Genomic DNA, 25,269 nt, shown 5'->3' with positions numbered 1-25,269 from the left:
ATCAAATCCCCTGCGCGCGTCGCAGGTCAAGGGTCATCGGGAATTCAGGATGCGTTTGTTCCGGTGCTGGCCAGTAGCTGCCGGCCGTGTGGCCCTGCTTTTCGAACCGCGCCAGACGGCGAGCGTCGGCTTCGTTGGTGTTGACCGGGAAGGTATCATAGCTGCGCCCGCCGGGATGCGCGACGTGATAGGTGCAGCCCCCCAGCGCCCGCCCCGACCATGTGTCGAAGATGTCAAAGGTCAGCGGAGCGTTCACGGGCAGCACCGGATGCAGCGCCTCGGCTGGTTGCCACGCCTTGAAGCGCACGCCGCCCACCCGGACGCCGGATTCCCCCGTTTTGGCCAATGGGACAGGCCGTTGATTACATGTCACGATGAAACGCTCCGGCTCTGTTGCGGTCAGCTGCACTTGCAGCCGTTCAACAGAACTATCGGTATGGCGAACGGTTCCACCGATTGCGCCGCGTTCGCCCATCACATGCCACGGCTCCAAAGCTTGGCGCAGTTCCAGATGCACGCCGTCATATTCAACCTCGCCCGCGAAGGGGAAGCGGAACTCTTTCTGCGCCTCGTACCAGTCTGGGCGGAAGGCAAAGCCGTGGTCCCCAAGATCGCGCAGCACATCCATGAAGTCCTGCCAGACGAAATAGGGCAGCATGAACCGGTCATGCAGGGTCGTGCCCCAACGCACGGGTTTGCCCTGCAGCGGCGACTTCCAGAACCGCGCCAGAAGCGCCCGGATCAGCACCTGCTGAGCAAGGCTCATCTTGGCGTCGGGCGGCATTTCAAAGCCGCGGAATTCGACCAGCCCAAGACGGCCGGTCGGCCCATCGGGCGAGAACATCTTGTCAATGCAGATTTCCGCTCGGTGGGTGTTGCCCGTCACATCAATCAGGATGTTGCGGAGCAAACGGTCCGTCAGCCATGGCTGGGGCGGTGTGCCCTCCTCGGGGCTGGGGATTTGGGATAGCGCAATTTCCAGCTCATAAAGCGTGTCATGTCGCGCCTCGTCGATGCGCGGGGCCTGCGAGGTGGGACCGATGAACAGGCCCGAGAACAGGTAAGACATCGACGGATGCCGCTGCCAATGCAGGATGATCGACTTGAGCAGATCGGGGCGGCGCAAGAACGGGCTGTCATCGGGCGTGAGGCCCCCAACAACCACGTGGTTGCCACCGCCGGTGCCGGTGTGGCGCCCGTCGATCATGAACTTATCGGCCCCAAGGCGCGTTTCCCGCGCGGCCTCGTAGACGCCTTTGGTGATCTCGACGCACTCATCCCAGTTCGACGCGGGATGAATGTTCACCTCGATCACACCGGGATCGGGCGCAACCTTGATGACGTTCAAGCGCCAGTCCTGCGGTGGGGAATACCCCTCGATATGGATCGGCAGGCCCAGTTCCTCGGCGCTGGCCTCGGCCACGGCCAGAAGTTCCAGGTAATCTTCAAGCGTTTCGGTCGGCGGCATGAACAGGCACAGATGGCCGTCGCGCGGCTCCATCGCGATGGCGGTGCGCACTTGCCCGCCTGCGGGGTCGACGCCCTGCTCCATCACGCGTTGGCGGCGCACCTGTTCGCCCTTTTCCTCGGCGGGTTGCGTATGGCCCGGAGTCACCTCGGGCAAGGTTGCGGCCTCTTCGGCGGCGATACGTTCCAACTCAGCCAAGATCGCCAGACGGCGCTTTTCGTTTTCAGCGTGAAAATCCGGCATGACCGCGCGCGGGATCGAAGGATCGGCGGGGTACAGATACGGGTAGGACGAGGCAGGAATATGGGGCAGCGACCCAAGCGGCAGGCGGAAACCAACAGGGCTATCGCCCGGAACCAAGAAAATATGCCCGCGCCGCGTGCGCCATTTTTCCGACCGCCATCCGCTTGACGCCTTCGACTGCCAGCGCTGGAGCGGCAGGATGAATCCCGCAGCCGTGTCAAGGCCCCGGTTGAACACACGGGCGATCCGCGCCCGCGCCTCGGGGTCTTTCAGGCGATTGTCCTCGGGGGTGACGTTGGCGGGCAAATCGGCCTCTTTGAGGATCCATTCGACCGGATCTTCATAAGCATCATGCACGAATTCGCCGCCTACGCCCAGATTGCGGGCAAAGGTCTGCATATATTTGCCGGCATCATCGGCCGTGACAGTGCCTTTGTTGTCCTCACGCGCGACCAGTTCGGCGTTCTTCCAAACCGGTTTCCCATCGCGCCGCCAATAGAGCGAGAAGGTCCAGCGCGGTAGCGTCTCGCCCGGATACCACTTGCCCTGCCCGTAATGCAGGAACCCGCCCGGCGCGAATTGGTTGCGCAGCTTGCGGATCAGCACATCGGCGCGGTCGCGCTTGGTGGGGCCAACGGCGGCGGTGTTCCATTCGTCAGACTGGAAATCGTCGATCGACACGAAGGTCGGCTCGCCGCCCATGGTCAGGCGCATATCCTGTTCGGTCAGCGCCTCATCGACCTTGCGGCCAAGCGCATCCAGCGCATCCCATGCCTCATCCGAGAAGGGTTTGGTGATGCGCGGATGTTCGGCAATCCGCGACACGGTCATCGCAAAGTCAAAGTCGATCTTGGTGTCCGGGTGGCCATTGTACCCGCCGACAATCGGCGCGGCGTTGCGGTAATGCGGCGTTGCGGCCAGCGGAATATGGCTTTCGCCCGTCAACAGCCCAGATGTCGGATCAAGCCCGATCCACCCCGCACCGGGCAGAAACACCTCGCACCAAGCGTGCAGGTCGGTGAAATCGTGATCGGTGCCCGCCGGACCATCAAGCGAGACCAGATCAGGCTTCAACTGGATCAGATAGCCAGACACGAACCGCGCCGCAAAGCCCAAGTGCCGCAAGACCTGCACCAGCAGCCACGATGTATCGCGGCACGAGCCCTTGCCGATGTGCAGCGTTTCCTCGGGCGTTTGCACCCCCGGTTCCAACCGGATCACATAGCCGATCCGCTGTTGCAGTTTCATGTTCAGATCGACAAGGAAATCGACCGTGCTTTCGGCCTTTTTAGCGACCCCGCGCAACAGTTCTTCCAACAGCGGCCCGGCCTCATCCGGGGTGCGGTAGATGCTGAGGTCTTCTTCGAAATCAAGCCCATAGTCGAAGGGGAAGGCCTTGGCCCGATCATCGACAAAGAAATCGAACGGGTTGTAGACGGTCATATCCGCCACAAGATCCACTTCGATCTTCAACTCGGTCACCGGTTCGGGAAAGACGAAGCGCGCCAGCCAGTTGCCATAGGGGTCTTGCTGATGGTTGACGAAATGCCCGCCGGGGCTGACCTTGAGCGAATGCGAAATAACCCGCGTGCGCGAATGTGGCGCGGGGCGCAACCGGATGATCTGAGGCCCCAACGTGACCGGACGGTCATATTTATAGTGGGTCAGGTGATGAATGCTCGCCGTGATCGCCATGGTCTTCCTTCGCGCCGCGTCTTTAAATTGTTTCAGCCGGAATTCACTCCGCCTGTAAACCAGTGGCCCCGCAACGCAAAGGATTCTGCACTCAATCCGTGCAGGTCTGCCAGATTTTTGGGCAGACCTAGGGCAGAAAGTCATCCCGGCGCGGGGTAAAGCAATCAATCAGCTGCCCGGCCTCTAGGCAATCGCAGCCATGTTCCGCCCCCGACGGGATCACGAAACTATCGCCCGCCGCAACCTCGAAACTGGTGCCATTGAGATAAAAGCGGAATTTGCCGCTGTGAACATAGGTCGATTGCACATGCGGGTGGCTGTGCAGGCTGCCTTGCCCGCCCTTTTGAAACCGGAAGGCCACCACCATCAATTCGGCAGAATCTGCCAAAACCTGACGCGTGACACCTTCGCCGCTGGCGACCTCTGGGAACTCAGTTTGCTGCATTGCGATCTCCTGCATTGGGCGGGCGCTTACCCTTTTGCCCTGAAATTTGATGAAAAATGGCCCGTTTTGCCGATGCTGACTTGACAGATACCATTTCTGTATAACAAGTAGTACAACATATCATACAGGTCGCGCAACCTGTTCCGTCCGGCCAGAATGAGGAGGCAAGCTGGCATGAAACGATTACCCCCCCGAGTGTCCGCAAGTTTGGGGCAACTTGGATCTATTCTTGTCACGCTGTTCGGCTTGCTGATCCTGACGTTTGTCATTGGCCGCATGATGCCGGTTGACCCGGTCCGCGCCATGGTTGGCGAAGAGGCCACAAAAGAAGTCTATGAGACGGTCTATCGTCAGCTTGGGCTGGACCGCCCCATGTGGGAACAGTTCTTCATCTATCTGTGGGACGTTCTGCGGCTGGATTTCGGCACCTCGATCCGCACTGGCCAGCCGGTGTTGCAGGACATCCTGCATGTGCTGCCCGCCACCATTGAACTGGCCACCTTCGCCATCATCTTTGGCGCGGGCATCGGCGTGCCCTTGGGCGTTCTGGCGGCGGTCAACAAGGATAAGCTGGCCGATCACATCATCCGTGTCTTTAGCCTGATGGGCCATTCCATGCCGATTTTCTGGACCGGGATGATTGGCCTTTTGATGTTCTACGCCGGGCTGGGCTGGGTCGGCGGCTCTGGCAGGATGAGCCAGTTCTACATCGGCCTAGTGCCGGAACGGACGAATTTCCTGTTGATCGACAGCGCCTTGGCTGGCGAATGGGAAGTGTTCCGCAGTGCCATCAACCATATCGTGCTGCCTGCCTCGCTGCTGGGCTATAGCTCTTCCGCGTATATCACCCGCATGACGCGCAGCTTCATGCTCGACCAGCTAAATCAGGAATATATCACCACCGCCCGCGTCAAGGGCCTTAGCCGCCGCCGCACTGTTTGGGGCCATGCCTTTGGCAATATTCGCGTGCAATTGGTGACCATCGTCGCGCTGGCCTATGGCGCATTGCTGGAAGGCGCGGTCTTGATCGAGACCGTCTTTGCATGGCCCGGATTTGGCCAATACCTGACCTCGAACCTGCTGATCGGCGACATGAATGCCGTGATGACCTGCGTGCTGATCGTCGGGCTGATCTTTGTCGGGCTGAACCTGCTGTCAGACCTGCTTTACCGCGTATTCGACCCAAGGACCCGTTGACCATGGACCAGAGCCAATCTCTTTCGTCTCAGACGGGGCGCACCCGCCCGCAATGGATGCAGGCCAGCCTGAACATCGTCACCTATCTGGCCCGCAAACCAACCTCGGCCTTTGGGCTGGTGGTGCTGGCGCTGTTGATCCTTGTGGCCTTGACCGCGCCAATCCTAGCGCCGCACTCGCCCTATGCGCAGGATTTGCAGAACACCCTACAACCGCCGTCCATGGGGCATCTGTTCGGCACGGATGAGCTGGGCCGCGATATCTTTAGCCGTCTGGTTTATGGGGCGCGGATCACCCTGACGATCATCTTCCTTGTAACGATCGTCGTGGGGCCAATCGGCCTGTTCGTTGGAACGGTCGCCGGGTATTTCGGTGGCCGGGTTGATATGATCCTGATGCGGATTACCGACATTTTCCTGTCGTTTCCGTCGCTTATCCTAAGCCTTGCCTTCGTCGCCGCGCTTGGGCCAAGCCTGAACAACGCCATCATCGCGATTTCGCTGACCGCTTGGCCGCCCATCGCCCGCCTTGCACGGGCCGAGACGATGACCTTCCGCAGCGCCGATTACATCGCCGCCGCACGTCTGCAAGGGGCCAGCCCCGCGCGGATCATCTGGCGGTCTATTGTGCCGATGTGCCTGCCTTCGGTTCTGATCCGTCTGACGCTGAACATGGCGACCGTGATCCTGACCGCCGCCGGGCTTGGCTTTCTGGGGCTGGGCGCGCAGCCGCCGATGCCCGAATGGGGCGCGATGATCGCCACGGGCCGCCGATACATGATCGACAGCTGGTGGCTGGTCACCTTCCCCGGCCTCGCCATTCTATGCGTCAGTCTGGCCTTCAATCTGCTGGGCGACGGTCTTCGCGATGCGCTGGACCCCAAACAAATGAACCGGAGGTAAGGCAATGAACCAATCCCCAATCTTGGACGTTCAAAACCTGACCGTGCATTATGGCGGCGCCCCTGCCCCGTCGGTGCAAGACGTCAGCTTTCAGCTTGGCCGCGAACGGCTGGGCATTGTTGGCGAAAGCGGGTCGGGCAAATCGACGGTGGGCCGCGCCTTGATGCGGCTTTTGCCCTCGGCCCGCGTGACCGCAGACCGGATGCAGTTCGAGGACGTGGACCTACTAGGCGCATCCGAACGGAAAATGCTTGCGGTGCGCGGGGCGCGGATGTCGATGATCCTGCAAGACCCGAAGTTTTCGCTCAACCCCATCCGGCGCTGTGGCGATCAGGTGGCCGAGGCGTATCGCACCCATGTCCGCGCATCCAAGGCCGAGGCCCGCGCCAAAGCCATTGCTATGCTGGACGCCGTTCAGATCCGTGAACCCGAGCGCGTATATGACCTGTATCCCCACGAAGTCTCGGGCGGGATGGGCCAGCGGATCATGATTGCCATGATGTTGCTGACCTCGCCCGATTTGGTGATCGCGGATGAGCCAACATCGGCGCTGGATGTCACGGTTCGCCTACAAGTCCTTAAAATTCTTGACGATCTGGTGCGCGAACAGGGCATTGGCCTGATCATGATTTCACACGATCTGAACTTGGTGCGCAATTTCTGTGACCGGGTTCTGATCATGTATGCAGGCCGCGTGGTCGAGGCGCTGAACGCCGCCGATCTGGACAAGGCCCAACACCCCTACACGCGTGGTCTGTTGGCCGCCCAGCCACGCATCGGCGGATCGCGCCAACCCCTGCCCGTTCTGGCCCGCGACCCATCCTGGACCCAGCCGCAAGGAGCCGCGCTATGAAGCCCGTCGTCATCCAAGACATGACAATCCGCTTTGGCGGCACGACCGTTCTGAACGATGTCAGCCTGAGCGTCGCCTCGGGCGAATGCTTTGGGCTGGTGGGGGAATCCGGGTCGGGCAAATCGACGATCCTGCGCTGCGCCTCGATGCTGTACAAAGGCTGGACGGGTGATGTGCTGATTGGCGGGCAAAGCGTGCGGTCGATGGACCCGATGGAGCGGTGCCGCGTGCTGCAAATGGTGTTTCAAGATCCCTACGGGTCGCTGCACCCGCGCCATTCGGTGCGCACCGTTCTGGCCGAACCGCTGCGCATTCACGGCATCGGCGAACAAGAGGCCCGCATGCGCCAAGCGCTGATTGATGTGGGCCTGCCGGTCGAATTTCTGGACCGCTACCCGCACCAACTGTCAGGCGGTCAGCGGCAGCGCGTCGCCATTGCCCGCGCCCTGATCCTTGAGCCGGATGTGTTGTTTCTGGACGAACCCACATCGGCGCTGGATGTGTCGGTTCAGGCCGAAATCCTGAACCTGCTGCAACGGCTGCGCGACGAAAAGGGGTTTACCTATCTGATGGTTAGCCATGATCTGGCAGTGATCGACCATATGTGCGACCGCTTTGCGGTGATGAAGACCGGCGACATTGTCGAGGTTCTGCCGCGCGATGCGATCTTGGACGGAACCGCCAAGGCCCCCTACGCGCAGGAACTGATCGGGGCCAGCCTGACCTATGAACAAGCGGCGATGTAGGGGCTCCCTGACCTGATATCGCGGCGCGTGCCCCCGGTGTTTCACCGGGGGCTTTTTGCTGCCGTCCGTTTCGATCCGCCGCCGTTGTCGACCCACCGCCAACGCAAAAAGGCGCGGCCCTTTCGGACCGCGCCTTGCCTGTCTTACCGGGTCGCTTAGCGCGACTTGGTTACATCTTCGAACCGCGACACCCACGGGTCAATGATGACGCCCGACACATCAGCCTGATAGGCCGCCGTCACCACCCGCTCCGAGAACGGCTGGATCGAGGTCACCTTGGCATCAATCAGGCGCTGGATCTCTTCGTATTGGGCCAGCTGCGCCTCGGGGTTGCGTTCGATCAGGGCCGCTTCGATCTTGGCGTTCAGTTCCACGTCCTGATAGCTGGTGCGCCAGCTTTGGTAGTTGGTCAGGCCCGCATCCTTGGAGTTGTCCGGGTTATAGACCAAAGCCCGCAGGTTGGAATCCGGGTGCGGCTGCTGACCGCCGCCGCCGCGACCGACCAACAGTTCGAATTCCCGTGCACGCATCGCGCCGTAGATCTGGCCGCCATCGCCGGTGATGATCTCGGCGTTGATGCCCGCCTGTGCCAGCGTGCCTTGAATGGCGGTTGCCGCGTCAAGGAATTGCTGGGTCGAGATTACGCGCAGCGTGGTGTCAAACCCATCGGGATAGCCCGCTTCGGCCAGCAGGGCCTTGGCCTTTTCGATGTCCAGCGTATAGCCCGGATCGGCAAGCGAGCTGAAGGCGCCGGTGTTGATCGGGCGCTGACGTTCGACCCCGAAGAACGGCATAATGGCCGAATTGATGCCCTTGTAATCAATCAGATAACGCAGCGCTTCACGCACCTTGTCATTGGCATAACGCTCGCCCTCCATCGACACGGAAAGGTAATAGAACCCCGCGCTGGGAACGGTGGTGACGGTGATCGCCTCATTGGCATCCAGCGCCCGAAGGTCGGCGGCTGCAAGGCTAAAACCGACGTCCAGATCGCCCTGTTCCAGCGCCAGACGCTGCGACTGCGATTCCGGCAGGTGGCGCATCAGCACGCGTTTCATGTCCGGTGCATCGCCCCAGAAACCATCATTGCGCGTCAGGATGATATATTCATTGGCGCGCCACTGGCCAAGGCTGAACGCCCCCGAGCCGGCGGAGTTGTTGGTCAGCCAAGCCTGCCCCATATCGCCATCGGTCTGGTTTTCCATGACCAGTGCGCTATCGAGGATCGAGCCGACACCAGCCTGCGCCAGATACATCAGGATCAGCTTCGGATCGTCCTGCTGCGGCAGGTTGAGTTGAAACGTGTGATCGTCCACCACAACGAAGTGCTGGTCGATCGCTTCGGCGGTAAAGCCTCGGCTTTTCAGACCAGAAGATTGCGCCTGACCAAGGGTCAGCAAACGGTCAAAGCTGAACTTCACATCCGCCGCCGTCACCGGGTTGCCCGAGGCAAATTTCGCCCCTTCCCGCAGCTTGAACGTCACCGACAGATTGTCGTCGGAAATGGTCCAGCTTTCGGCCATGCGCGGCTGAAGCGCTTTGGTGTCCGGGTCCAGATCGACCAGCGCGTCATAGACGTTGTTCAGCACCTGAACCGCTTCGCCGCCGGTGATTGCCGCCGGATCCATGGTCAGGATGTTGGTCATCGTGAAGCCGACAACCAATTGGTCGCCCGGCGTTTCGGCCATCACTGGCGCAGCCGTGGCCAGTAGCGCTGCAACAGCAGCGCCTGTCAGAAGATGTCTCATGGTCTCCTCCCGCTTTATGACATCTGGGGTATTCGGGCGCGTGGCCCCTTCGCGCAGCCGTCAAGCCACGCGGTTGTTCTCAATGTGATCGAAGTTGATATCCTCTCCCAATCCGGGGCGGTCCGGCACATGCACCCAGCCGTCGCGGTCCATCGGATCGGACAGCTGGTTCAGGTAGTCGAACCCGTCGTCATATTCGAGGAACGGATGCAGCAGCCCGCGTTCGTACCATTTGCAATTCTTGGTGGCGGCGACGACCTGTAGGTTCATCGCGGTGTTGCCATGAACTTCGCATTCCATCCCGAAGGCTTCGGCAAGGTGCATGGTCTTGAGCGCCGGGGTGATCCCGCCGACGTCGTTCACGCCGGTCCGCAGGATGTCGCAGGCCCCCGACTTGATCCATTCGGCGCGGTGCCAATGCTTGCCTGCCGCGCTTTCCGGCCCGACAACAGGAATGTCCAGATTTTCACTAAGCCACTGATAGGACGACATAGATTGTTCATCCATCGGCTCTTCGATCCAGGCGAAATCCAGCTTTTCCAAACCCCGGCCCAATTCCAACGCGTCGGATCGTTTGTACCAATGGAAGGCGTCGATCATCAGCGCGATATCGGGGCCAACAGCTTCGCGCACGGCGGCGCAGGCCTTTAGGTCCATTTTCACATCCGGTGCCCAAGACACCGGCGGCATCCATGTGTGCAGCTTGATCCCTTTGTAGCCGCGATTGACCAAGGCTTCGGCGAAACGGCCATAATCTTCGGGCGTGGCAAGCCCGCCTTCCTGCTCATCGCCGCACATGATCGAGCCATAGGCCCGCACCTTGTCGCGATAGCCGCCGATCAGCTTATAGACCGGCTGGCCAAGGCTGCGCCCGGCCAGATCCCACAGCGCGCAATCGACCACAGCCAGCGTCCGATCCGTCAGCTGCGCCGCCGACCCGCGCTGCCAATGCGCCAGATCCTGCCACAGACGTTCGCGGTCGCGGTGATCCTGCCCGATCAGCACCTTGCGGACGTACTTGTCCATGACATGCGGGCGGGCGACCTCGGGCGGGCAAAAGCTGTGGCCTTCGTGGCCGTCCTCGGTGCGGATGGTGACAATGGCCTGCTGCACCTGATGAACGGGGCCGGGATGCGCGTGGCCTGCGCTGTCGCTATGGCGGCGCGTGTTGTGGCTGAAAACCCGAACCGAAACATCCGTGATAATCAAAGTCTGTCCTCCCAAGGTGCCGGTTCGCACCAATCTTATCAACTTGTCTCACAAACCTGTATTACAGATTCTTGGATCGGTCAACTTTTCCTGCAAAATTTCGACGTGGTGTCAGACAAGTTTCCCCGAAACCGTGGAAAAGCGGCGGGAAACTCTTCTATTTTCTTGGAACACCTGTACAACAGACTGACCAGTGATCCGCAGACAGGCCCCGTATGACAGGCAGCACAGCCCCCCAGACCCCACCCGCGCGAACCCGCGCGATGATGATTGCGGATGCCCTGCGGCAGGACATCCAGTCCGGGCGGTTCCGTCCCGGCGACCGCCTGCCAAGCGAGGCAGAGCTGACGCGCCAGCATTCGGTCAGCCGCACCGTGGTGCGCGAAGCTTTGGGCAATCTGCGGTCGCAAGGCATGGTCGAGGCGCGCAAAGGCTCAGGCGTGTTTGTGCTGGAGCCGGGCCCCGAGGCCAACGCCAAGCCATTCTCAGATCTGGATATGGAGCGGATTTCCGGCGTGATCGAGATGTTCGAATTGCGCAGCGCCTTTGAAATCCGCGCGGCCGGTCTGGCGGCGATCCGGCGGTCCGCCGTGCAACTGGACGATATCGTGCGCACCAGCCGCGCCGTCGCCAGCAGCTTTGACCTTGGGGAATCCACCCGCTCTGCCGATTTCGATTTTCATATGGAGATCGCCAAGGCCACGCAGAACCGGCGGTTTCCCGAATTTCTGACGTTGATCCGGCAAGGGATCGTTCCAAGGGTCGAGCTTGAGGCGCATGACGGCAAACCCCGCGCCTATACCCCGAACCCCGATATCGTGAAGGAACATGACCGCATCGTCGATGCGATCATCAACGGTGACGGCCCCGCCGCCGAAGCCGCGATGGAACAGCACCTAGAGGGCAGCTTGGCCCGCTATCGCGCCTTGTTGAAAACCGGGGGCTGACCCCCGGCTTTTGCGTTATGCAGACACCTGCGCATTGACCACTTCGGCGAATTTATCAAAGAACTTGCCCGCCAGCTTCTTGGCCGTACTTTGGATCAGGCGGCTGCCCAATTGCGCCAGTTTGCCGCCGATTTCGGCCTTGGCCTGATAGGACAGCAACGTCTGATCGCCCTGCGCGGTCAGGGTCACATCCGCCCCGCCCTTGGCATGGCCCGCCGCACCGCCATTGCCCGACCCCGTCAGGGAAAAGGCATCCGGTGCGCCGGATTTGTCCAGCGTCACATTGCCCGAAAACTTGGCCTTAACCGGGCCAACTTTCAGCACGACCAACGCCTCAAGTTCGGTGTCGGAATGCTGGATCAATTCCTCACAGCCGGGGATGCATTGGCGCAGGATCTCGGGATCGTTCAGCGCGGCATAGACCCGGTCCTTGGGGGCATCGATCAGAATTTCGTCGTTCAGCTCCATTGGGTATCCTTTTCAACAACAGGGGAATTTTATCGTGGCCAATAGCTCGGCCTGATCTTTGGACAGACGCAGGCGGCGAAACCGGGCGAAAAAGCGCTTCATGACGCGGCCCGTTGCGCCGTGCGGCGCAGCTGCGTCAGTTCCGCCAGGATCGACAGGGCAATTTCGTCGGGCGTGACGGCACCAATGGCCAAACCCGCCGGTGCCTTGACGCGGGCCAGATCGTCATCGCTTGCGCCTGCCCCCCGCAGCCGATCCGACAGCGCCTGCCATTTGCGGTGGCTGGCGACAAAGCCGATGTAGCGGCAGGGCAAATCCATCGCTGCCTGAAGCGCGGCCAGATCGTCCTTGCCTTGGGTTGCCACGACCACCGCGCGGTCAACGCCCGGCACGATCTGGGCTGCGGCATCGGGCGCGACTTCACGCACCGACCATTGGAATTGTGCGGCCAGCGCCGCCAGCGCCTGCGACACCGGCGAAGAGCCAAAGATGCAAAGCTCGGGCATGGGCAGGACAGGTTCCACGAAAATCTCCAGTGATCCTTTGGATGGGCAGCCATTGCGGGCAAAGCGCACCCCATCCACCACATCGCCGGGGGCAACATGTCGGTCGCGAAGGGTTTCTTCGGGGGCCAGCGAAATGACCTGCGGCTGACCATCGGCCACCGCCTGTTTGGCCGCGCGGGCCAGCGCCGCACGCACACAGCCGCCGCCAATCCAGCCCTCAAGCAAGGTGCCATCGCGGTCCAGCAGCGCCTTGGCGCCGGGCTTGGCCGCCGTGGCCCCGTGCGTTCGGATCACGGTGGCAATGGCGAAGGGCTCGCCCTGTTGTTGCATCGTTTCGGCCAGCGATGTGACCGTCCGTTTGGGTGTCAGTGTCATCATAGGCGCATCAGCTCCGGTTCTAGTGCGGCCAGATCGGCCAGGGTGTTTGCAGGGCAAAACAGATCGACATGGGGCAGCGCAGCGGCCATGCCGCCCGCCACCGGGGCGTAATCGCGCCAGCCTTTCAACGGGTTAAGCCAGATCACCCGGCACCCGCGCCGCTTTAGCCGCTGCATTGCGGCTCCGATTGCCTCGTGCGGGTCGGTGTCATAGCCATCGGACAGGATCAGGACGACTGTCCGACCATCGACAAAGCGCCGCGCATAGGTCCGCGCGAACAGATCAAGCGAAGCACCAATCCGCGACCCGCCGCCAAACCCGTCGGCCATCAACGACATCCGCCCCATCGCCCGCATCGCATCCCGGTCGCGCAGGGCGTCGGTGATCCGCACCAATCGGGTGTGAAACAGATAGGCATCGGCGGTTGGATCGCACCGCATCAGCCCGGCGACGAACGCCAGATAGACCTGCGCGTATAGGCGCATCGAGCCTGAGACATCACACAGGCTGACCAGCTTCACAGGCCGGTCCGGGCGGCGACGTTTCAAGATGCGCATCGGCTCGCCGCCGGTGGCAAGGCTGTGGCGCATGATGCGACGGAAATCCGGTCGGTCACCCTTGGTCTTGGCGGCCTTGCGGCGGCGGGACCGGCGGTCGCGCAGCGCAGCGCCCAGACGCCGGGCCACGGCCTCGGCTTCGGCCACATCCTCGGGGGTGACCAGATCGCGCAGGTCCAGCTTGGCCCGCGACTGCCGGGTGATGGCGATCAAGCGGCCCTCACCATCGGCCTCGGCCTCGCCTTCGCCGTTGTCGGGGGCGGCGGCATCCCCACCACCGCCCGCCGATGCCTGCCCGTCCGGGGCAGTGCGGGATGAATGGACATGCGGGCTATTGGCGCCCACACGCGGCGCTGCGCCTGTCACAACGCGCCCTCCATTCATCCAATATCCGTCGAACAGATCGTCAAACCTTGCGGCATCCTCGGCGCACCCGGTCAGCACCGCGCGCAGGGCCAACCGCGCCTGCGCCGGATTGGCCGCCTGAACATGGGTCAGGGCCTGCAACGCCAATTCTGCCTCACCCACACCCAGACGCAGACCATTGCCGCGCAGATGTGCCATGAACCCCGCCATTCGCGCCGCAGGCCCCGGATCGCGGGTGGCAAAGCGTGTGACGCGTGTCATGCCGCCTGCCCCGCGATGCGCTGGATCACCTCTGTCGTGATATTGAAGCGGTCGCTTTCGGTTTTCAGCAGCGTCGCCATAGCAGCCTGCAAGGTGGCCGGGTTGCTGGTCAGATCGGCGATGCCAAGCCCGATCAGCGCGGCGGCGAAATCCAAGGTTTCGGCAATGCCCGGCACCTTGTCCAACGGCTCTTTGCGCAGGGTTTGGACAAAGCCCACGATCTGACCGGCCAGCGCGGCCGAGACCTGCGGGCAGCGGGCGTTCAGGATCTGCAATTCGGTCGCGCGGTCCGGGTAGCCGACATAGGCATAAAGGCAGCGCCGGCGCAGTGCGTCCGACAGATCCCGCGTGCCGTTGGCCGTCAGGATCACGATCGGGCGGCTGGTGGCGGTGATGGTGCCCAATTCGGGCACGGTCACCTGATAGTCTGACAACATTTCAAGTAGATAGGCTTCAAACTCTTCGTCGGCGCGGTCGATTTCATCCACCAGCAGAACCGGCGATTTGTCCTGACGGATCGCGGCAAGCAGCGGGCGTTCCAGCAGGAAATCCTCGGAAAAGATGCGGGCCTCGGCCCCTTCGGTTGCGCCACGATCCGCAGCGGCCCGGATCGACAAAAGCTGTTTTTGGTAGTTCCATTCGTAGATGGATTGCGCCGCGTCCAACCCTTCGTAGCATTGCAGGCGGATCAAACGGGTGTCTTGTTGGCGGGCCAGAACGCGGGCGACCTCGGTCTTGCCAACCCCTGCCGCCCCTTCGAGCAGCAACGGACGGCCGAGCGCCAGCGCCAGATGAATGGCCATCGCCAGATCATCCGAGGCGACATAGCCATGCCCCTTCAGGGCGGTTTGCAGCGCGATATGGTCCATGATCCCCCCTTTGCCGGTGCGGGCCGCCTTGGTTCAGGCGGCCCAGCCTTGTCTTAGTCGTGCAGGCCCAGACGGTTGGCCGTCTGCCAGATCCGCCAATGATCATGCGGCATATGCGTGTGACGCAGGCCAAAGGCCCGGAACGCATCGTTCACCGCATTAGAGAAGCACGGCACGCCGCCCACATGCGGGCTTTCGCCCACGCCCTTGGCGCCAATCGGGTGATGCGGCGACGGGGTGACGGTATGGTCGGTGATGTAGTTCGGCACTTCCCACGCGGTCGGCAGGAAGAAGTCCATGAAGGTGCCGGTCTTGACGTTGCCCATATCGTCATAGGCAATTTCCTGTCCCAGCGCGACGGCCAGCGCCTCGGTCAGACCGCCATGCACCTGGCCTTCGATGATCATCGGGTTGATACGGGTGCCGCAGTCATCCAACGCATAGAATTTGCGGATCTCCTGCACGCCGGTGTCAACGTCGATGTCCATCACACAGACATAGGCCCCGAAGGGATATGTCATGTTTGGCGGGTCATAGTAGCTGACCGCCTCAAGCCCCGGTTCGACGCCCGGAATGGCCTGATTGTAGGCGGCATAGGCGATTTCCTTCATCGTCTTGAAGCGCTCGGGCGCACCTTTGACAACAAAGCGATCCACGTCCCATTCCAGATCGTTGTCATGGACTTCCAGCAGGTAGGCCGCGATCATCTGGGCCTTGGCGCGGATCTTGCGCCCGGCCAGTGCCGTTGCCGCCCCCGCCACCGGGGTCGAACGTGACCCATAGGTGCCAAGGCCGTAGGGCGCGGTGTCGGTGTCGCCTTCCTCAATCGTGATGCTATCAGCGGAAATGCCGATCTCACTGGCAAGGATCTGCGCGAAGGTCGTGGCATGGCCTTGCCCCTGACTGATCGTGCCAAGCCGTGCAATCGCGCTGCCGGTGGGGTGAATGCGGATTTCGCAGCTGTCGAACATGCCCATCCCAAGGATGTCGCAGTTCTTGACCGGGCCCGCGCCCACGATTTCTGTAAAGAACGACAGACCCACGCCCATCAGCTTGCGGGTCTCGCCGCGCTTGAAGGCCTCGACCCGGTCGGCTTGTTCTTTGCGCAAGCCTTCGTAATCGACCGCCTTCAGGGCCTTGTCCCAAGCGGTGTGATAGTCGCCGCTATCATATTCCCAGCCCAAGGCGGACTGATACGGGAATTGTTCCTTCTTGATGAAGTTGATCCTGCGCAGCTCGGCCGCGTCCATGTTCAGCTCAATCGCCAGAACTTCGATCATCCGTTCGATGAAATAGGCCGCTTCCGTCACCCGGAAGGAACAGCGATAGGACACGCCACCCGGCGCCTTGTTGGTATAGACCCCGTCCACCGCCAGATAGGCGGTCGGAATGTCGTAAGACCCCGTGCAGATGTTCATGAACCCCGCCGGGAACTTGGTCGGGTCGGCACAGGCATCGAACGCGCCGTGATCGGCGGTCACATGGCAATGCAGGCCGGTGATCTTGCCCTCTTTCGTGGCCGAGATTTTGCCGGTCATCCAGTAGTCGCGGGCAAAGGCCGTAGACATCAGGTTTTCCATCCGGTCTTCGATCCATTTGACCGGAACGCCGGTCACGATGGACGCAACAATTGCGCAGACATAGCCGGGATAGACGCCGACCTTATTGCCAAAGCCGCCACCGATATCGGGGCTGACAACGCGGATATTATGCTCTTCGATCCCCGACAGAAGCGAGGCAACGGTGCGCACCACATGCGGGGCCTGGAACGTGCCCCAAACGGTCAGCTTGCCGTTGACCTTGTCCATGCTGGCCACTGCGCCGCAGGTTTCCAGCGGGCAAGGATGGGTGCGGTGATAGTAAACCGTTTCTTCGGCCACGACCTCGGCATCGCCCAGAACCTGTTCGGTGGCGTCCTTTTCGCCAACTTCCCACGTAAAAATATGGTTGTGATGCTTGCGCGGACCATGCGCGCCTTCGGTCTGGCCTGCCAGATCTTCGCGCAGAACCACATCCGATTGCAGCGCCTCGAACGGGTTTACGATGACGGGCAGTTCTTCGTACTCGACCTCGACCAGTTCCACCGCATCGGCGGCAATAAACCGGTCACGGGCGACGACAAAGGCGACCTCTTGGCCTTGGAACAGCACCTTGCCATCGGCCAGCACCATCTGTTTATCGCCCGCCAGCGTCGGCATCCAATGCAGCGACAGCGGCTCCAGATCCTTGGCGGTCAGAACGGCGACAACGCCATCCAGCGCCATTGCGGCATCGGTGTTGATCGACTTCACCCGCGCATGGGCATAGGGCGAGCGGACGAAATCACCGTGCAGCATGCCCGGCATCTTGATGTCGTCAACGTAGTTGCCCTTGCCTTGGGTAAAGCGGGCATCCTCGACCCGCTTGCGCGAACAGCCCAGCCCCTTGAGCCCAGCCGCGCGTTCCTGTTGCTCTTCGTTCAGGTCTTTCATTGTGCGGCCTCCTTGGCAGCATTCATTTCAGCTGCGGCGGCAAGAATGGATTTGACGATGTTCTGATAGCCCGTGCAGCGGCACATATTGCCTGCCATGCCAAACCGAACTTCTTCCTCGGTCGGGGTCGGGTTTTCCTCCAACAGCTTGGAGGCGCGGGTGATCATGCCCGGCGTGCAATAGCCGCACTGAAGCCCGTGATGTTCGCGGAATGCCTCTTGCAACACGTGCAGGCTATCGGGCGTGCCCAGCCCTTCGATGGTGGTCAGTTCGGCCCCGTCGGCTTGGGCGACGAACAGGGTGCAGGCCTTGACCGATTTGCCGTTCAGCGTGACGGTGCAAGCCCCGCAATGCGACGTTTCACAGCCGATATGCGGGCCGGTCACGTTCAGCCGTTCGCGCAGGGTGTAGATCAGCAATTCGCGCGGTTCGGCCAAAAACTCTTCAGCCTTGCCGTTCACGGTCATCTTGATGTGCATTTTGTTGGACATGGGTTCCTCCTTACGCGCGGTCCCAGGCGCGGGTGATCGCGCGTGTCAGAATGACGCCCGCCACATGGCGCTTGAACGCGACCGGGCCGCGGTTGTCTTCGGTCGGGTCGATATCGCCCAGCATCGCGGCAACGGCGGCCTTGATCGCCCCCGCATCGCAAGCCGTCCCGACCAGCGCCGCGCCTGCCGCTTCGGACCAAACGGGCGTGTCGCTGAGGTTGGTCATCGCGATGGACGCCGCCGCGACCGAGCCGCCAGATTTCTGGATCGTCACAGCGGCAGCAGCGGTGGCATAGTCGCCGATTTTACGCTTTTGCTTTTCGTAGGCGTACCCCCCCGGCTGCGCGTCAAAGCTGATGGCGGTCAGAACCTCATCATCTTCGCGGGCGGTCATATAGGCCGCCTCATAGTAGTCACGCGCTGCAATGCTGCGTTCACCGTCTGGCCCGATCAGGTGCAGTTGCGCATCAAGACACTGCATCAGCCCCGGCATGTCATTGCCCGGATCGCCATTGGCCACGTTGCCGCCAACGGTGCCCATATAGCGCACTTGCGGATCAGCGATTTGCAATGCGGTTTCCCGAAGGATCGGCGCGGCCGATGACAGCTCGGCGCTGTCGATCAGGTCATGCTGAGTGACCATTGCGCCGATAGTGACGCGGGTGCCGGTCACGTTGATGGCCCGCAGGCTGTCGATGCCTTGCAGGTCGATCAGATGCGGAACATCCGCCATCCGAAGTTTCATCATCGGGATCAGGCTATGGCCCCCCGCAAGCACGCGGGCCTCGTCGCCGTGTTCCTGAAGCAGGGCAATCACCCCGTCCAAGTCCGACGGCCTATAATAGTCGAATGGTGCTGGAATCATACTTGGCCCTCCCTGCCGTGCGATGTTCTGGCATCTCACGGTGCAACGGGGCGTCGCATCTGGCAGGGGCAGACTACCGAAATCAGAAGGTTATTTCACGAAATGCGAATAGCGCCGCACGAGTTGCGAAGGCTCAGACGCCCAATACCTCGCGCACGTCTTTCAGACGGGACCGGCTGACCGGCACCTTGGTCAGGTCTGGCAGGCCAAAGTAACACACGCCCGTATCCTTCAGCCGTTCAAAGCCCGAAACCATGGCCGGATTGACCAGATAGCTGCGGTGCGTCTGGATGAAATTGGCCCCGGCAAGGCGCTTTGCTGCCTCGGCGATGGACCAAGCACAGAAGAAGTGACCGGTGCGGGTGTAGATATAGGTGTAGTGCCCTTCGGCCCGGATTGCGGCCACAGACCCGGCATCCACAAAATGCGTGCGGCCATCATGTTCATACGGCACTTTGCCAGTGCCGGGCACCGGATCGGGGGTGCGGTCTGGTTCAGGTTGCGCCGCTGGCATAGCCGCGTCTGGCGCAGGCTGGGGCGCGGGCTTGGCCTCTGCGACAGGGTCGGCGGGCAGGAAGGTGGTGGTGGACAACAAGAAGGCCCCGCATAACGCAAAGCTGCTAAGGACCACGCCAATGGCCAGAGCTTCGTTGCCGATCAGCGGCCCCACCTGCGTTGTGGCCACCAGCGGTTCAAACCGCGTTCCGGCCACGGCAATGAAATGCACGGCAAAGACTGCCCCGCCAAACACCGCCGTTCCCAGCAGGATGTTGCGATGCTTTCGTTTGCCATAGGCGATGCCAAAGGCCACCACGCTCAGAACGACCGACGACAGGATCGACAAGGTCATCCCCAGCGGCGTGTAAACCGCGCGGCACATCTCTAGGGCGGACATGCCGATGTAATGCATGGCGATAATGCCCACACCCACAACGGCCCCGGCCAGAACCAGCTTTTGCCGGGTGCGCCGCCCGAAATGCAGCATCAACAGGGCCAGCCCGACCACCAAGATCGCCACCAAGGCCGAAGCCAGCGTGATCGCGGCGTCATAGTAGAACACAAACGGCAGTTGCAGCCCCAGCATGGCCACGAAATGCATCGACCAGATGCCGCCCCCCAAGGCGACAGCGGCAAAGGTGATGACCACCTTGCGATGCGCCGCAGATTGCGCCGACAGCCCTTTGGTCAGGCTAAGCCCGGTAAAGCCCGCCATAAGCGCCACGCATAGCGATGCCGCCACCAGCCAAAGATTATGAGTGAATGCAACAGGTTCCATGATGAGCGAATGCCAGCCTCCCTATTCTGACAATCACGCATGCCGTCGTTTGGTGCGGCATGTTGGCGTCACAATAGACAGATGACCGGCCCATTGTCCCGCCTTTTTTTGGCGGACGGCCCAAGCGCTAACGATACAAGGCCTGTTTCAGATCCGTTATCGCCGCCTGCGCCTTGACCGCGGCATGATCCAGACTTGCCGCGATTTCAGCAACCACCGGGTCGTCTGACTTACGCCGCAGCAAACGGGCGCTAGAGGCGCTGACACTGGCAATGTTGGACATCGCGTGCAAGGCTTCGCTCAGACCTTTAAGAACATCCAGGTTCAGGGCTTTGTCCTGCCCATCGTCCATCGCGGTCAAAGCGGTGATATTGGCCGACACCACAAGAACAGATGCGACCTCGCCCGCCACCCATTCCAACGGAAAGATTTCGACTTCCCAGGTCGTCGGAGTCGCGGTGCCGCTAAATTCAGCCGAGAAATGCGCGGGCGTGCCGGAAAAGGCCTTGGCAACCGCGTTTTCGGCTAAGGTTCGCGCGTCGCCATTCCAGAACGCCACCCACATTTGGCCGCATACATCGGTCCGATCGACGCCCAACAATTCCAGACCGCGCCCATTGATTGCAACGACTTCGCCGTCTGTGTTCAGAACCTTGGCGCATACGTTAGACCGCTGCGCCACATAGCCCAACATTGTCGAAATAGACTGCGCGCTAACGCTATCCTTGTTTAGAATCAATTCCATAGGCAACCCCTCGCAGAGGAGAGCCTATCACAAAGCGATCATGTGGCGCAAAAGGATATCTGCGGCATTCCTTTAGCGCCTGGCGCGACCTTTGGTGATGGCTTCGCGCAGCGCGGATTGCAGCGAATTGGCCGAAAACGGTTTTTGCACCACATCGCAGGGCGGATAGGCCGCCAAAAGATCAGGCGCGGACCCATATCCGGTTGCCAGCACAAAGGGCACGCCCTGCGCATGCAATCGCTCGGCGACGGACACGGATTGTTCATCGCCCAAGTTCACGTCCAACACGGCAAAATCAACTTCATGCCCGTCAAGATAGGTCATCGCAGATGCCACACTGGACGCGATATGCACATCGCGCGCGCCCATGTCCTCTAGGATGCCAGCCGCGTCCATCGCGATAATCAAGGTATCCTCCAGCACCAGGCCCTGCCCCCTGAGCGCGAAATCCTTGGCCTTCGGATCGGTTGCCTGAATTGGCGCGGGGCCCTTCTGGTCGCCGTTGTGTTCGATCACTTGGTCGATCGCGCGCGGCGGAATGCGGAAATGTGCTTCAATCCCGGCCAGTTTGTACGAAATCTCGGCATCGCCCTTCAGCTCATGCGGGATCGAGCTTTCGATGATAACCGATCCGAACCCACGTCGCTGCGGCGGGGCCACCGGCGGTCCGCCACGTTCGACCCAGTCTATCAGCAAGCCACCGCTGCCATCCATCCGCAAGGTAATGGCCACGCGGCCCGCCTGATCGCACAGTGCACCGTATTTGACCGAGTTCGTCGCCATTTCATGCAGAACAAGGGCCAAGGTGGTATAGGCCCCCGGCACAATCATCACATCCGGCCCGTCGATGGTCACACGGCGCGATTTTTCGTCGGCATAGGCATCAAATTCGCAGGAAATCAGCGCTCTGAGCGAGGCAGGTTCCCATTGTTCCGATGTCAACTGATCATGCGCCCGCGCCAATGCGTGTATGCGGCCATCCAGATTGGCGGTAAAATCCTCAAGCGTTTTGGCCGAGGATCGCGACTGGGCCAGCAACCCGCGCATCAGGTTCAGAATGTTGCGCACCCGGTGGTTCAATTCGGATATCAACAAGGCCTGTTGTTCCTGCGCGCGCTTGCGCTCCAGATAGGCGGCATCGGTGACCTTCAGGAAGACCTCAAGCAAAATGGTGCGCAGCAATTCCGCGGCGTGTCGTTCTTCGGGCGTCCATGGCCGGGCCCGGCCCAAAACGGTTTCGCGCCAGACCTCAAAGCTTTTGCGCGGTGTCAGCCGCGTACCATTGGGGCCAACGGTGACGGGCTTATTCGGATCGCCCGCCCAGTGGACCGTGTCTTCGACCTGTTGGCGCAACAGCACCAGATAATCGCGCGGACGTTTGGAAATCGGGATCGCCATCAGGCCAGCGGCGATTGTCGCATATTCGGTAGCCGGCTCGTGCAAGGCGCCAAGCGTATCTGTAGCAAACACCGATGACCCGATGGACCGGTCCAGCATACGCGCAATAGACCGGAACTGTTCTTCGGTGGGGGTGTCCCCGGCGAAATGGCAGGTTTCGTTTTCGTAAAGCACCAACCCGTCGTGCGGGATCACGTCTTTGAGGTCATGCGAGATTGCAAGCAGACTGTCAGACAGGGCGCGCCCGTTGGCCATATGGGCCATTAGCACCGTTTGCATGCGGTTCGCGTCTGCCTCGGCCCGTTTGCGTTTTACGTCCTCGTGCCGCGACAGTTCGTAGGAAAACAGATGGGCGAACATCTCGACGGCGGTGCGCCGTTCGTAATCGATGTATCGGGGCGTGTTGTGATGGCATGCGAACAGGCCCCACAATTCCCCATCGCGCATGATCGACACCGACATAGACGCCTGAACGCCCATGTTTCGCAAATATTCCAGATGGATTGGCGACACGGATCGCGTTACCGCCAGAGACAGATCAATCGGCTGGCCCGACGACGTGGAGCCGGGATGGATCGGGCTGCCGGGATCGTTGACATCTGCAATCAGGCGCAGCAAGGACCGTTTGTACAAGGCCCGCGCCTGCACCGGGATGTCCGAGGCCGGGAACATCATCCCGTTGTAGCGCTTGCGACCGTCAAGGCGCTGTTCCGCAATGACTTTGCCCGAATGGTCCTGCTGAAACTGATAGACCATGACGCTGTCGAATCCACAGATCGCCTGAAGCCCCCGCGCCGCATCGGCAGCCAATTGTTCGATTGTGCCATCGCGCCGGATCGATGCGATGACCGGATAGACATCGGCCATGACGTCGCGCCCGCGCGTCGCCATCTTCGGCTCAAACTCGATGACCAGATGCGCACCTGATTGATGCAGCGAGACATCGAATTCTTTGCCGTTTGACCGCAACGTCACCGCGAACAGCCGGACGGACCCGTCCTGCACCTCAAGGCTGCGCAGATTGGTGCGGATGCGGTCGAACCCATCTGACACGATCAGGTCGCTTAGGGGGCGACCAAGGGCCTCTTCGCAGGGAACCCCCAGAATTTCCCCCAAATTGCGCGAGGCATGTTGCACAATCCAATCCGAGGACAAGGCCAGCAAAGCCCCATAGGATTGAACGCGCCCCAACAAATGGATCGGTTCGCGGTCACAATTGGTCAGGTCTACAGGTTTTGCGCCAAGAGGATCGTTGGTCGTGTCAGTCAAATGTGGTCCCCTGGATGGTCGACTTGGGCCTGTGCGGCGTGCTCAAAGATATCGAATGCGGTGCGTGTGTCGCGCAAGATCGCCGACGCCCGAGCGCTGCCTGGGTCGATCAAGGCCAGATCATCGCACAGGGTCCGCCACAACTGCGGCTCAGGCCCGGTTTGAAAATAAAGCGGAATGGCATCGCCTGACTGGAACACCTGCCGGCGCAGGACTTCGGTTCCAAGGCGCGACCCTAAAATGATGTAATCAACCGCCAAAGGATCCAGCTCCTGTGCGGCCCTGACTGGGATCAGCGGACGATTGTGTACGATCAGGTCCGCATCCAGCCGGATCAACAGCCGCGCCCTCAGATCGGTCGACACCCCAATACCCGATGCTCGCAAAGCACCCAGCCCAGCCCGCTGAGACGCCAGAAACCAGCCCAGATTGCGCTTTGCATCGGCGCGGAACCGGGCAAAGGACAACTCGGCTTTGTCATGCGCGTGACGGGTCTTCGTGCGCAAGATCGTCCGAAATGACACCTGATCTTTGACTGGTGCGCTGCTGTCCAACATCTGGCGTGCCCCTGTTCGCTGTATGGCGGGTTACCCCCACCTTGGATCAGGTCAAACACTTGGCGGCCCAAAAGGTTCCAAGGTTTTTCGAATATTTTGAAAAGTTTTGGCCCGGCTTAATCGGCCGGGCCACTTGGCGTCACACGCGGGCGGCCCCAGAAGCCGAGAGCAGCTCATTGCGGTTTAAAACCTCGGCGCGGTATTCGCGCGGGCTGACGCCGAACCGTTTGCGGAAACTGCGCGAGAAATGCGACGCATCATTAAAGCCCCAACGGTAGGCGACTTGGCTGATGCCATCCTTGCCGTCCAGCTTGGCCAGATCGCGGCGGCACCGTTCCAGCCGTTCGGCCAGCACGTATTGCATCAGCGTCGTTTGGCTTTGCAGGAAGATCTTGTGCAGATAGCTGACCGTGATCCCCAGTGCCTCGGCCACGCCCAGCGGGTTCAGGTTGGGATCGTCGATATTGTCGTTCAGATAGGCCCTGACCCGTTGCAGCATCGCATAGGCCCCGAACGTCGCGGGCGAGCTGACCGCGTCCCGGCAGTCAAACAGCGTGGCCACCAGCAGGTTCAACAGCGCTTCGGCAAGGCTATCTTCCACCGCCTGCGGCGCATTCGGGTCCGAGGCAAGAATACCGCGCATCAGATTGGCAATCATCGACACCTTGGCCGGATCGTAATGCAGCGCCTCATCCAGATGGGTTTGCAGGTTCGACACCCGGTGACTGAGCAGCGATTTTGGCACCGCGATCACCAGACTCTCGGATTCGCCGGTGAAATCAAGCTCATATGCGTCGGACGCCTGATAGATCAGCATTGATCCCGAGGTGAATTCATGTTCCCGGCGGCCATTGAACCGGCAGTTCGTCGGGGCAAGTTGCAGGCTGACAAAGCACAGGTCTTTTTGTGGCTGGCGCCGAATGGCGCGGTGCGGCGTGCTGATGGCGATGTCATGCAAGGCCAGTTCGCCAATGACGCGCGTGTGCATCCGGCCCACGAAATCATCGGTGCTACAGACGATCTCAACCCCGTTGTGACGGTTGACCTGATCCTTCCAGAACGCCAATCGTTCGGCAGGCGCCACAGTGCAGCTATCCACCCAAGTTGGCATGTCGAATTGGTGCGCACAGACGGCGGTCGTGCCGACCCCTGCCCGCGTAAAGCTCTGCGTTCCCATTTTCGTCCTCCCAGTCTAGAAGGCTACCAGTCGCGGCAGAATGACGCAATGACCCGACTCTCGGATTAGGGTGCACAAGTGCTGTTCTGCCGCTCCGCGACAAATCGTCATCGATTCACAGTCAAGACCGGGCAGGCCGCGACGGTCACGATGTGCATCAAC

Annotated in this window: 21 protein-coding genes; 5 read left to right on the top strand and 16 right to left on the bottom strand. The window is 61.1% G+C overall.

Annotation, left to right across the window (positions count from 1 at the left end):
• Position 1 precedes the first annotated feature (1 nt).
• Both PRI8871_RS03905 and PRI8871_RS03900 read right to left on the bottom strand, forming a co-directional pair.
• Entirely contained in the window at positions 2–3,406 is a 3,405-nt protein-coding gene (locus PRI8871_RS03905; protein WP_108884857.1) for a transglutaminase family protein, read from the bottom strand.
• A 127-nt stretch (positions 3,407–3,533) separates the two neighbouring features.
• The gene (locus tag PRI8871_RS03900) at positions 3,534–3,851 is read right to left on the bottom strand and encodes a cupin domain-containing protein (RefSeq protein ID WP_108885194.1); all 318 of its coding nucleotides are present in this window, start codon (positions 3,849–3,851) and stop codon (positions 3,534–3,536) included.
• A 174-nt stretch (positions 3,852–4,025) separates the two neighbouring features.
• Here PRI8871_RS03900 and PRI8871_RS03895 point away from each other — a divergent pair, with 174 nt between their 5' ends.
• From PRI8871_RS03895 to PRI8871_RS03880, 4 genes are read left to right on the top strand one after another with little or no spacing between them, the layout of a single operon-like run.
• Positions 4,026–5,048, top strand: a complete 1,023-nt coding sequence (locus tag PRI8871_RS03895) for an ABC transporter permease (RefSeq protein WP_108884856.1) — start codon at positions 4,026–4,028, stop codon at positions 5,046–5,048.
• 56 nt (positions 5,049–5,104) lie between these two features.
• Positions 5,105–5,950, top strand: a complete 846-nt coding sequence (gene nikC, locus PRI8871_RS03890; protein WP_108885193.1) for a nickel transporter permease — start codon at positions 5,105–5,107, stop codon at positions 5,948–5,950.
• 4 nt (positions 5,951–5,954) lie between these two features.
• Positions 5,955–6,803 carry an ABC transporter ATP-binding protein gene (locus tag PRI8871_RS03885; RefSeq protein ID WP_108884855.1) on the top strand — a complete coding sequence of 283 codons (849 nt, stop codon included), beginning with the start codon at positions 5,955–5,957 and terminating at the stop codon, positions 6,801–6,803.
• Entirely contained in the window at positions 6,800–7,549 is a 750-nt protein-coding gene (locus tag PRI8871_RS03880) for an ABC transporter ATP-binding protein (protein ID WP_108884854.1), read from the top strand. The genes PRI8871_RS03885 and PRI8871_RS03880 overlap by 4 nt, the downstream gene beginning before the upstream one ends.
• A gap of 155 nt (positions 7,550–7,704) precedes the next feature.
• Here PRI8871_RS03880 and PRI8871_RS03875 read toward each other — a convergent pair whose 3' ends face one another.
• Together PRI8871_RS03875 and PRI8871_RS03870 are read right to left on the bottom strand one after the other, a co-directional pair.
• Positions 7,705–9,297: an ABC transporter substrate-binding protein gene (locus PRI8871_RS03875; RefSeq protein ID WP_108884853.1), complete on the bottom strand. Its 1,593-nt coding sequence runs from the start codon at positions 9,295–9,297 to the stop codon at positions 7,705–7,707.
• A gap of 60 nt (positions 9,298–9,357) precedes the next feature.
• Positions 9,358–10,506 carry a mandelate racemase family protein gene (locus PRI8871_RS03870; protein WP_108884852.1) on the bottom strand — a complete coding sequence of 383 codons (1,149 nt, stop codon included), beginning with the start codon at positions 10,504–10,506 and terminating at the stop codon, positions 9,358–9,360.
• Positions 10,507–10,721: 215 nt separating this feature from the next.
• Here PRI8871_RS03870 and PRI8871_RS03865 point away from each other — a divergent pair, with 215 nt between their 5' ends.
• Complete coding sequence (locus PRI8871_RS03865; protein WP_108884851.1) at positions 10,722–11,453, top strand: FadR/GntR family transcriptional regulator; 732 nt, start codon at positions 10,722–10,724, stop codon at positions 11,451–11,453.
• Positions 11,454–11,468: 15 nt separating this feature from the next.
• Here PRI8871_RS03865 and PRI8871_RS03860 read toward each other — a convergent pair whose 3' ends face one another.
• From PRI8871_RS03860 to PRI8871_RS03805, 12 genes are all read right to left on the bottom strand, one after another.
• Positions 11,469–11,921, bottom strand: a complete 453-nt coding sequence (locus PRI8871_RS03860) for an SRPBCC family protein (protein WP_108884850.1) — start codon at positions 11,919–11,921, stop codon at positions 11,469–11,471.
• 98 nt (positions 11,922–12,019) lie between these two features.
• A complete protein-coding gene (locus PRI8871_RS03855) occupies positions 12,020–12,805 on the bottom strand; it encodes an XdhC family protein (protein WP_306418435.1) in 786 nt (261 codons plus the stop codon).
• A complete protein-coding gene (locus PRI8871_RS03850; RefSeq protein WP_108884849.1) occupies positions 12,802–13,989 on the bottom strand; it encodes a vWA domain-containing protein in 1,188 nt (395 codons plus the stop codon). The genes PRI8871_RS03855 and PRI8871_RS03850 overlap by 4 nt, the downstream gene beginning before the upstream one ends.
• Complete coding sequence (locus PRI8871_RS03845) at positions 13,986–14,858, bottom strand: AAA family ATPase (protein ID WP_108884848.1); 873 nt, start codon at positions 14,856–14,858, stop codon at positions 13,986–13,988. Before PRI8871_RS03845 ends, PRI8871_RS03850 begins: the two co-directional genes overlap by 4 nt.
• A gap of 53 nt (positions 14,859–14,911) precedes the next feature.
• Complete coding sequence (locus PRI8871_RS03840; protein WP_108884847.1) at positions 14,912–17,329, bottom strand: aerobic carbon-monoxide dehydrogenase large subunit; 2,418 nt, start codon at positions 17,327–17,329, stop codon at positions 14,912–14,914.
• Positions 17,326–17,820 carry a (2Fe-2S)-binding protein gene (locus tag PRI8871_RS03835; RefSeq protein ID WP_108884846.1) on the bottom strand — a complete coding sequence of 165 codons (495 nt, stop codon included), beginning with the start codon at positions 17,818–17,820 and terminating at the stop codon, positions 17,326–17,328. Before PRI8871_RS03835 ends, PRI8871_RS03840 begins: the two co-directional genes overlap by 4 nt.
• Before the next feature lie 10 nt (positions 17,821–17,830).
• Entirely contained in the window at positions 17,831–18,685 is an 855-nt protein-coding gene (locus tag PRI8871_RS03830) for an FAD binding domain-containing protein (protein WP_108884845.1), read from the bottom strand.
• A gap of 133 nt (positions 18,686–18,818) precedes the next feature.
• Positions 18,819–19,961 (bottom strand): MHYT domain-containing protein, encoded by a 1,143-nt coding sequence (locus PRI8871_RS03825; RefSeq protein WP_108884844.1) that lies wholly within the window; start codon positions 19,959–19,961, stop codon positions 18,819–18,821.
• A gap of 127 nt (positions 19,962–20,088) precedes the next feature.
• Positions 20,089–20,706, bottom strand: coding sequence for a PAS domain-containing protein (locus PRI8871_RS03820; protein WP_108884843.1), 618 nt, complete (start codon positions 20,704–20,706; stop codon positions 20,089–20,091).
• 72 nt (positions 20,707–20,778) lie between these two features.
• The gene (locus PRI8871_RS03815) at positions 20,779–23,373 is read right to left on the bottom strand and encodes an HWE histidine kinase domain-containing protein (RefSeq protein ID WP_108884842.1); all 2,595 of its coding nucleotides are present in this window, start codon (positions 23,371–23,373) and stop codon (positions 20,779–20,781) included.
• Positions 23,370–23,930 carry a heme oxygenase-like domain-containing protein gene (locus tag PRI8871_RS03810; RefSeq protein WP_108884841.1) on the bottom strand — a complete coding sequence of 187 codons (561 nt, stop codon included), beginning with the start codon at positions 23,928–23,930 and terminating at the stop codon, positions 23,370–23,372. The genes PRI8871_RS03815 and PRI8871_RS03810 overlap by 4 nt, the downstream gene beginning before the upstream one ends.
• Positions 23,931–24,069: 139 nt before the next feature.
• Positions 24,070–25,107: a helix-turn-helix domain-containing protein gene (locus PRI8871_RS03805; protein WP_108884840.1), complete on the bottom strand. Its 1,038-nt coding sequence runs from the start codon at positions 25,105–25,107 to the stop codon at positions 24,070–24,072.
• Positions 25,108–25,269 lie beyond the last annotated feature (162 nt).

Origin of the sequence: Pseudoprimorskyibacter insulae, assembly GCF_900302505.1 — a bacterium.
Lineage (GTDB): Bacteria > Pseudomonadota > Alphaproteobacteria > Rhodobacterales > Rhodobacteraceae > Pseudoprimorskyibacter > Pseudoprimorskyibacter insulae.
Note: the sequence above shows the minus strand (reverse complement) of the source record. Positions and strands in the feature narration are given on the sequence as shown.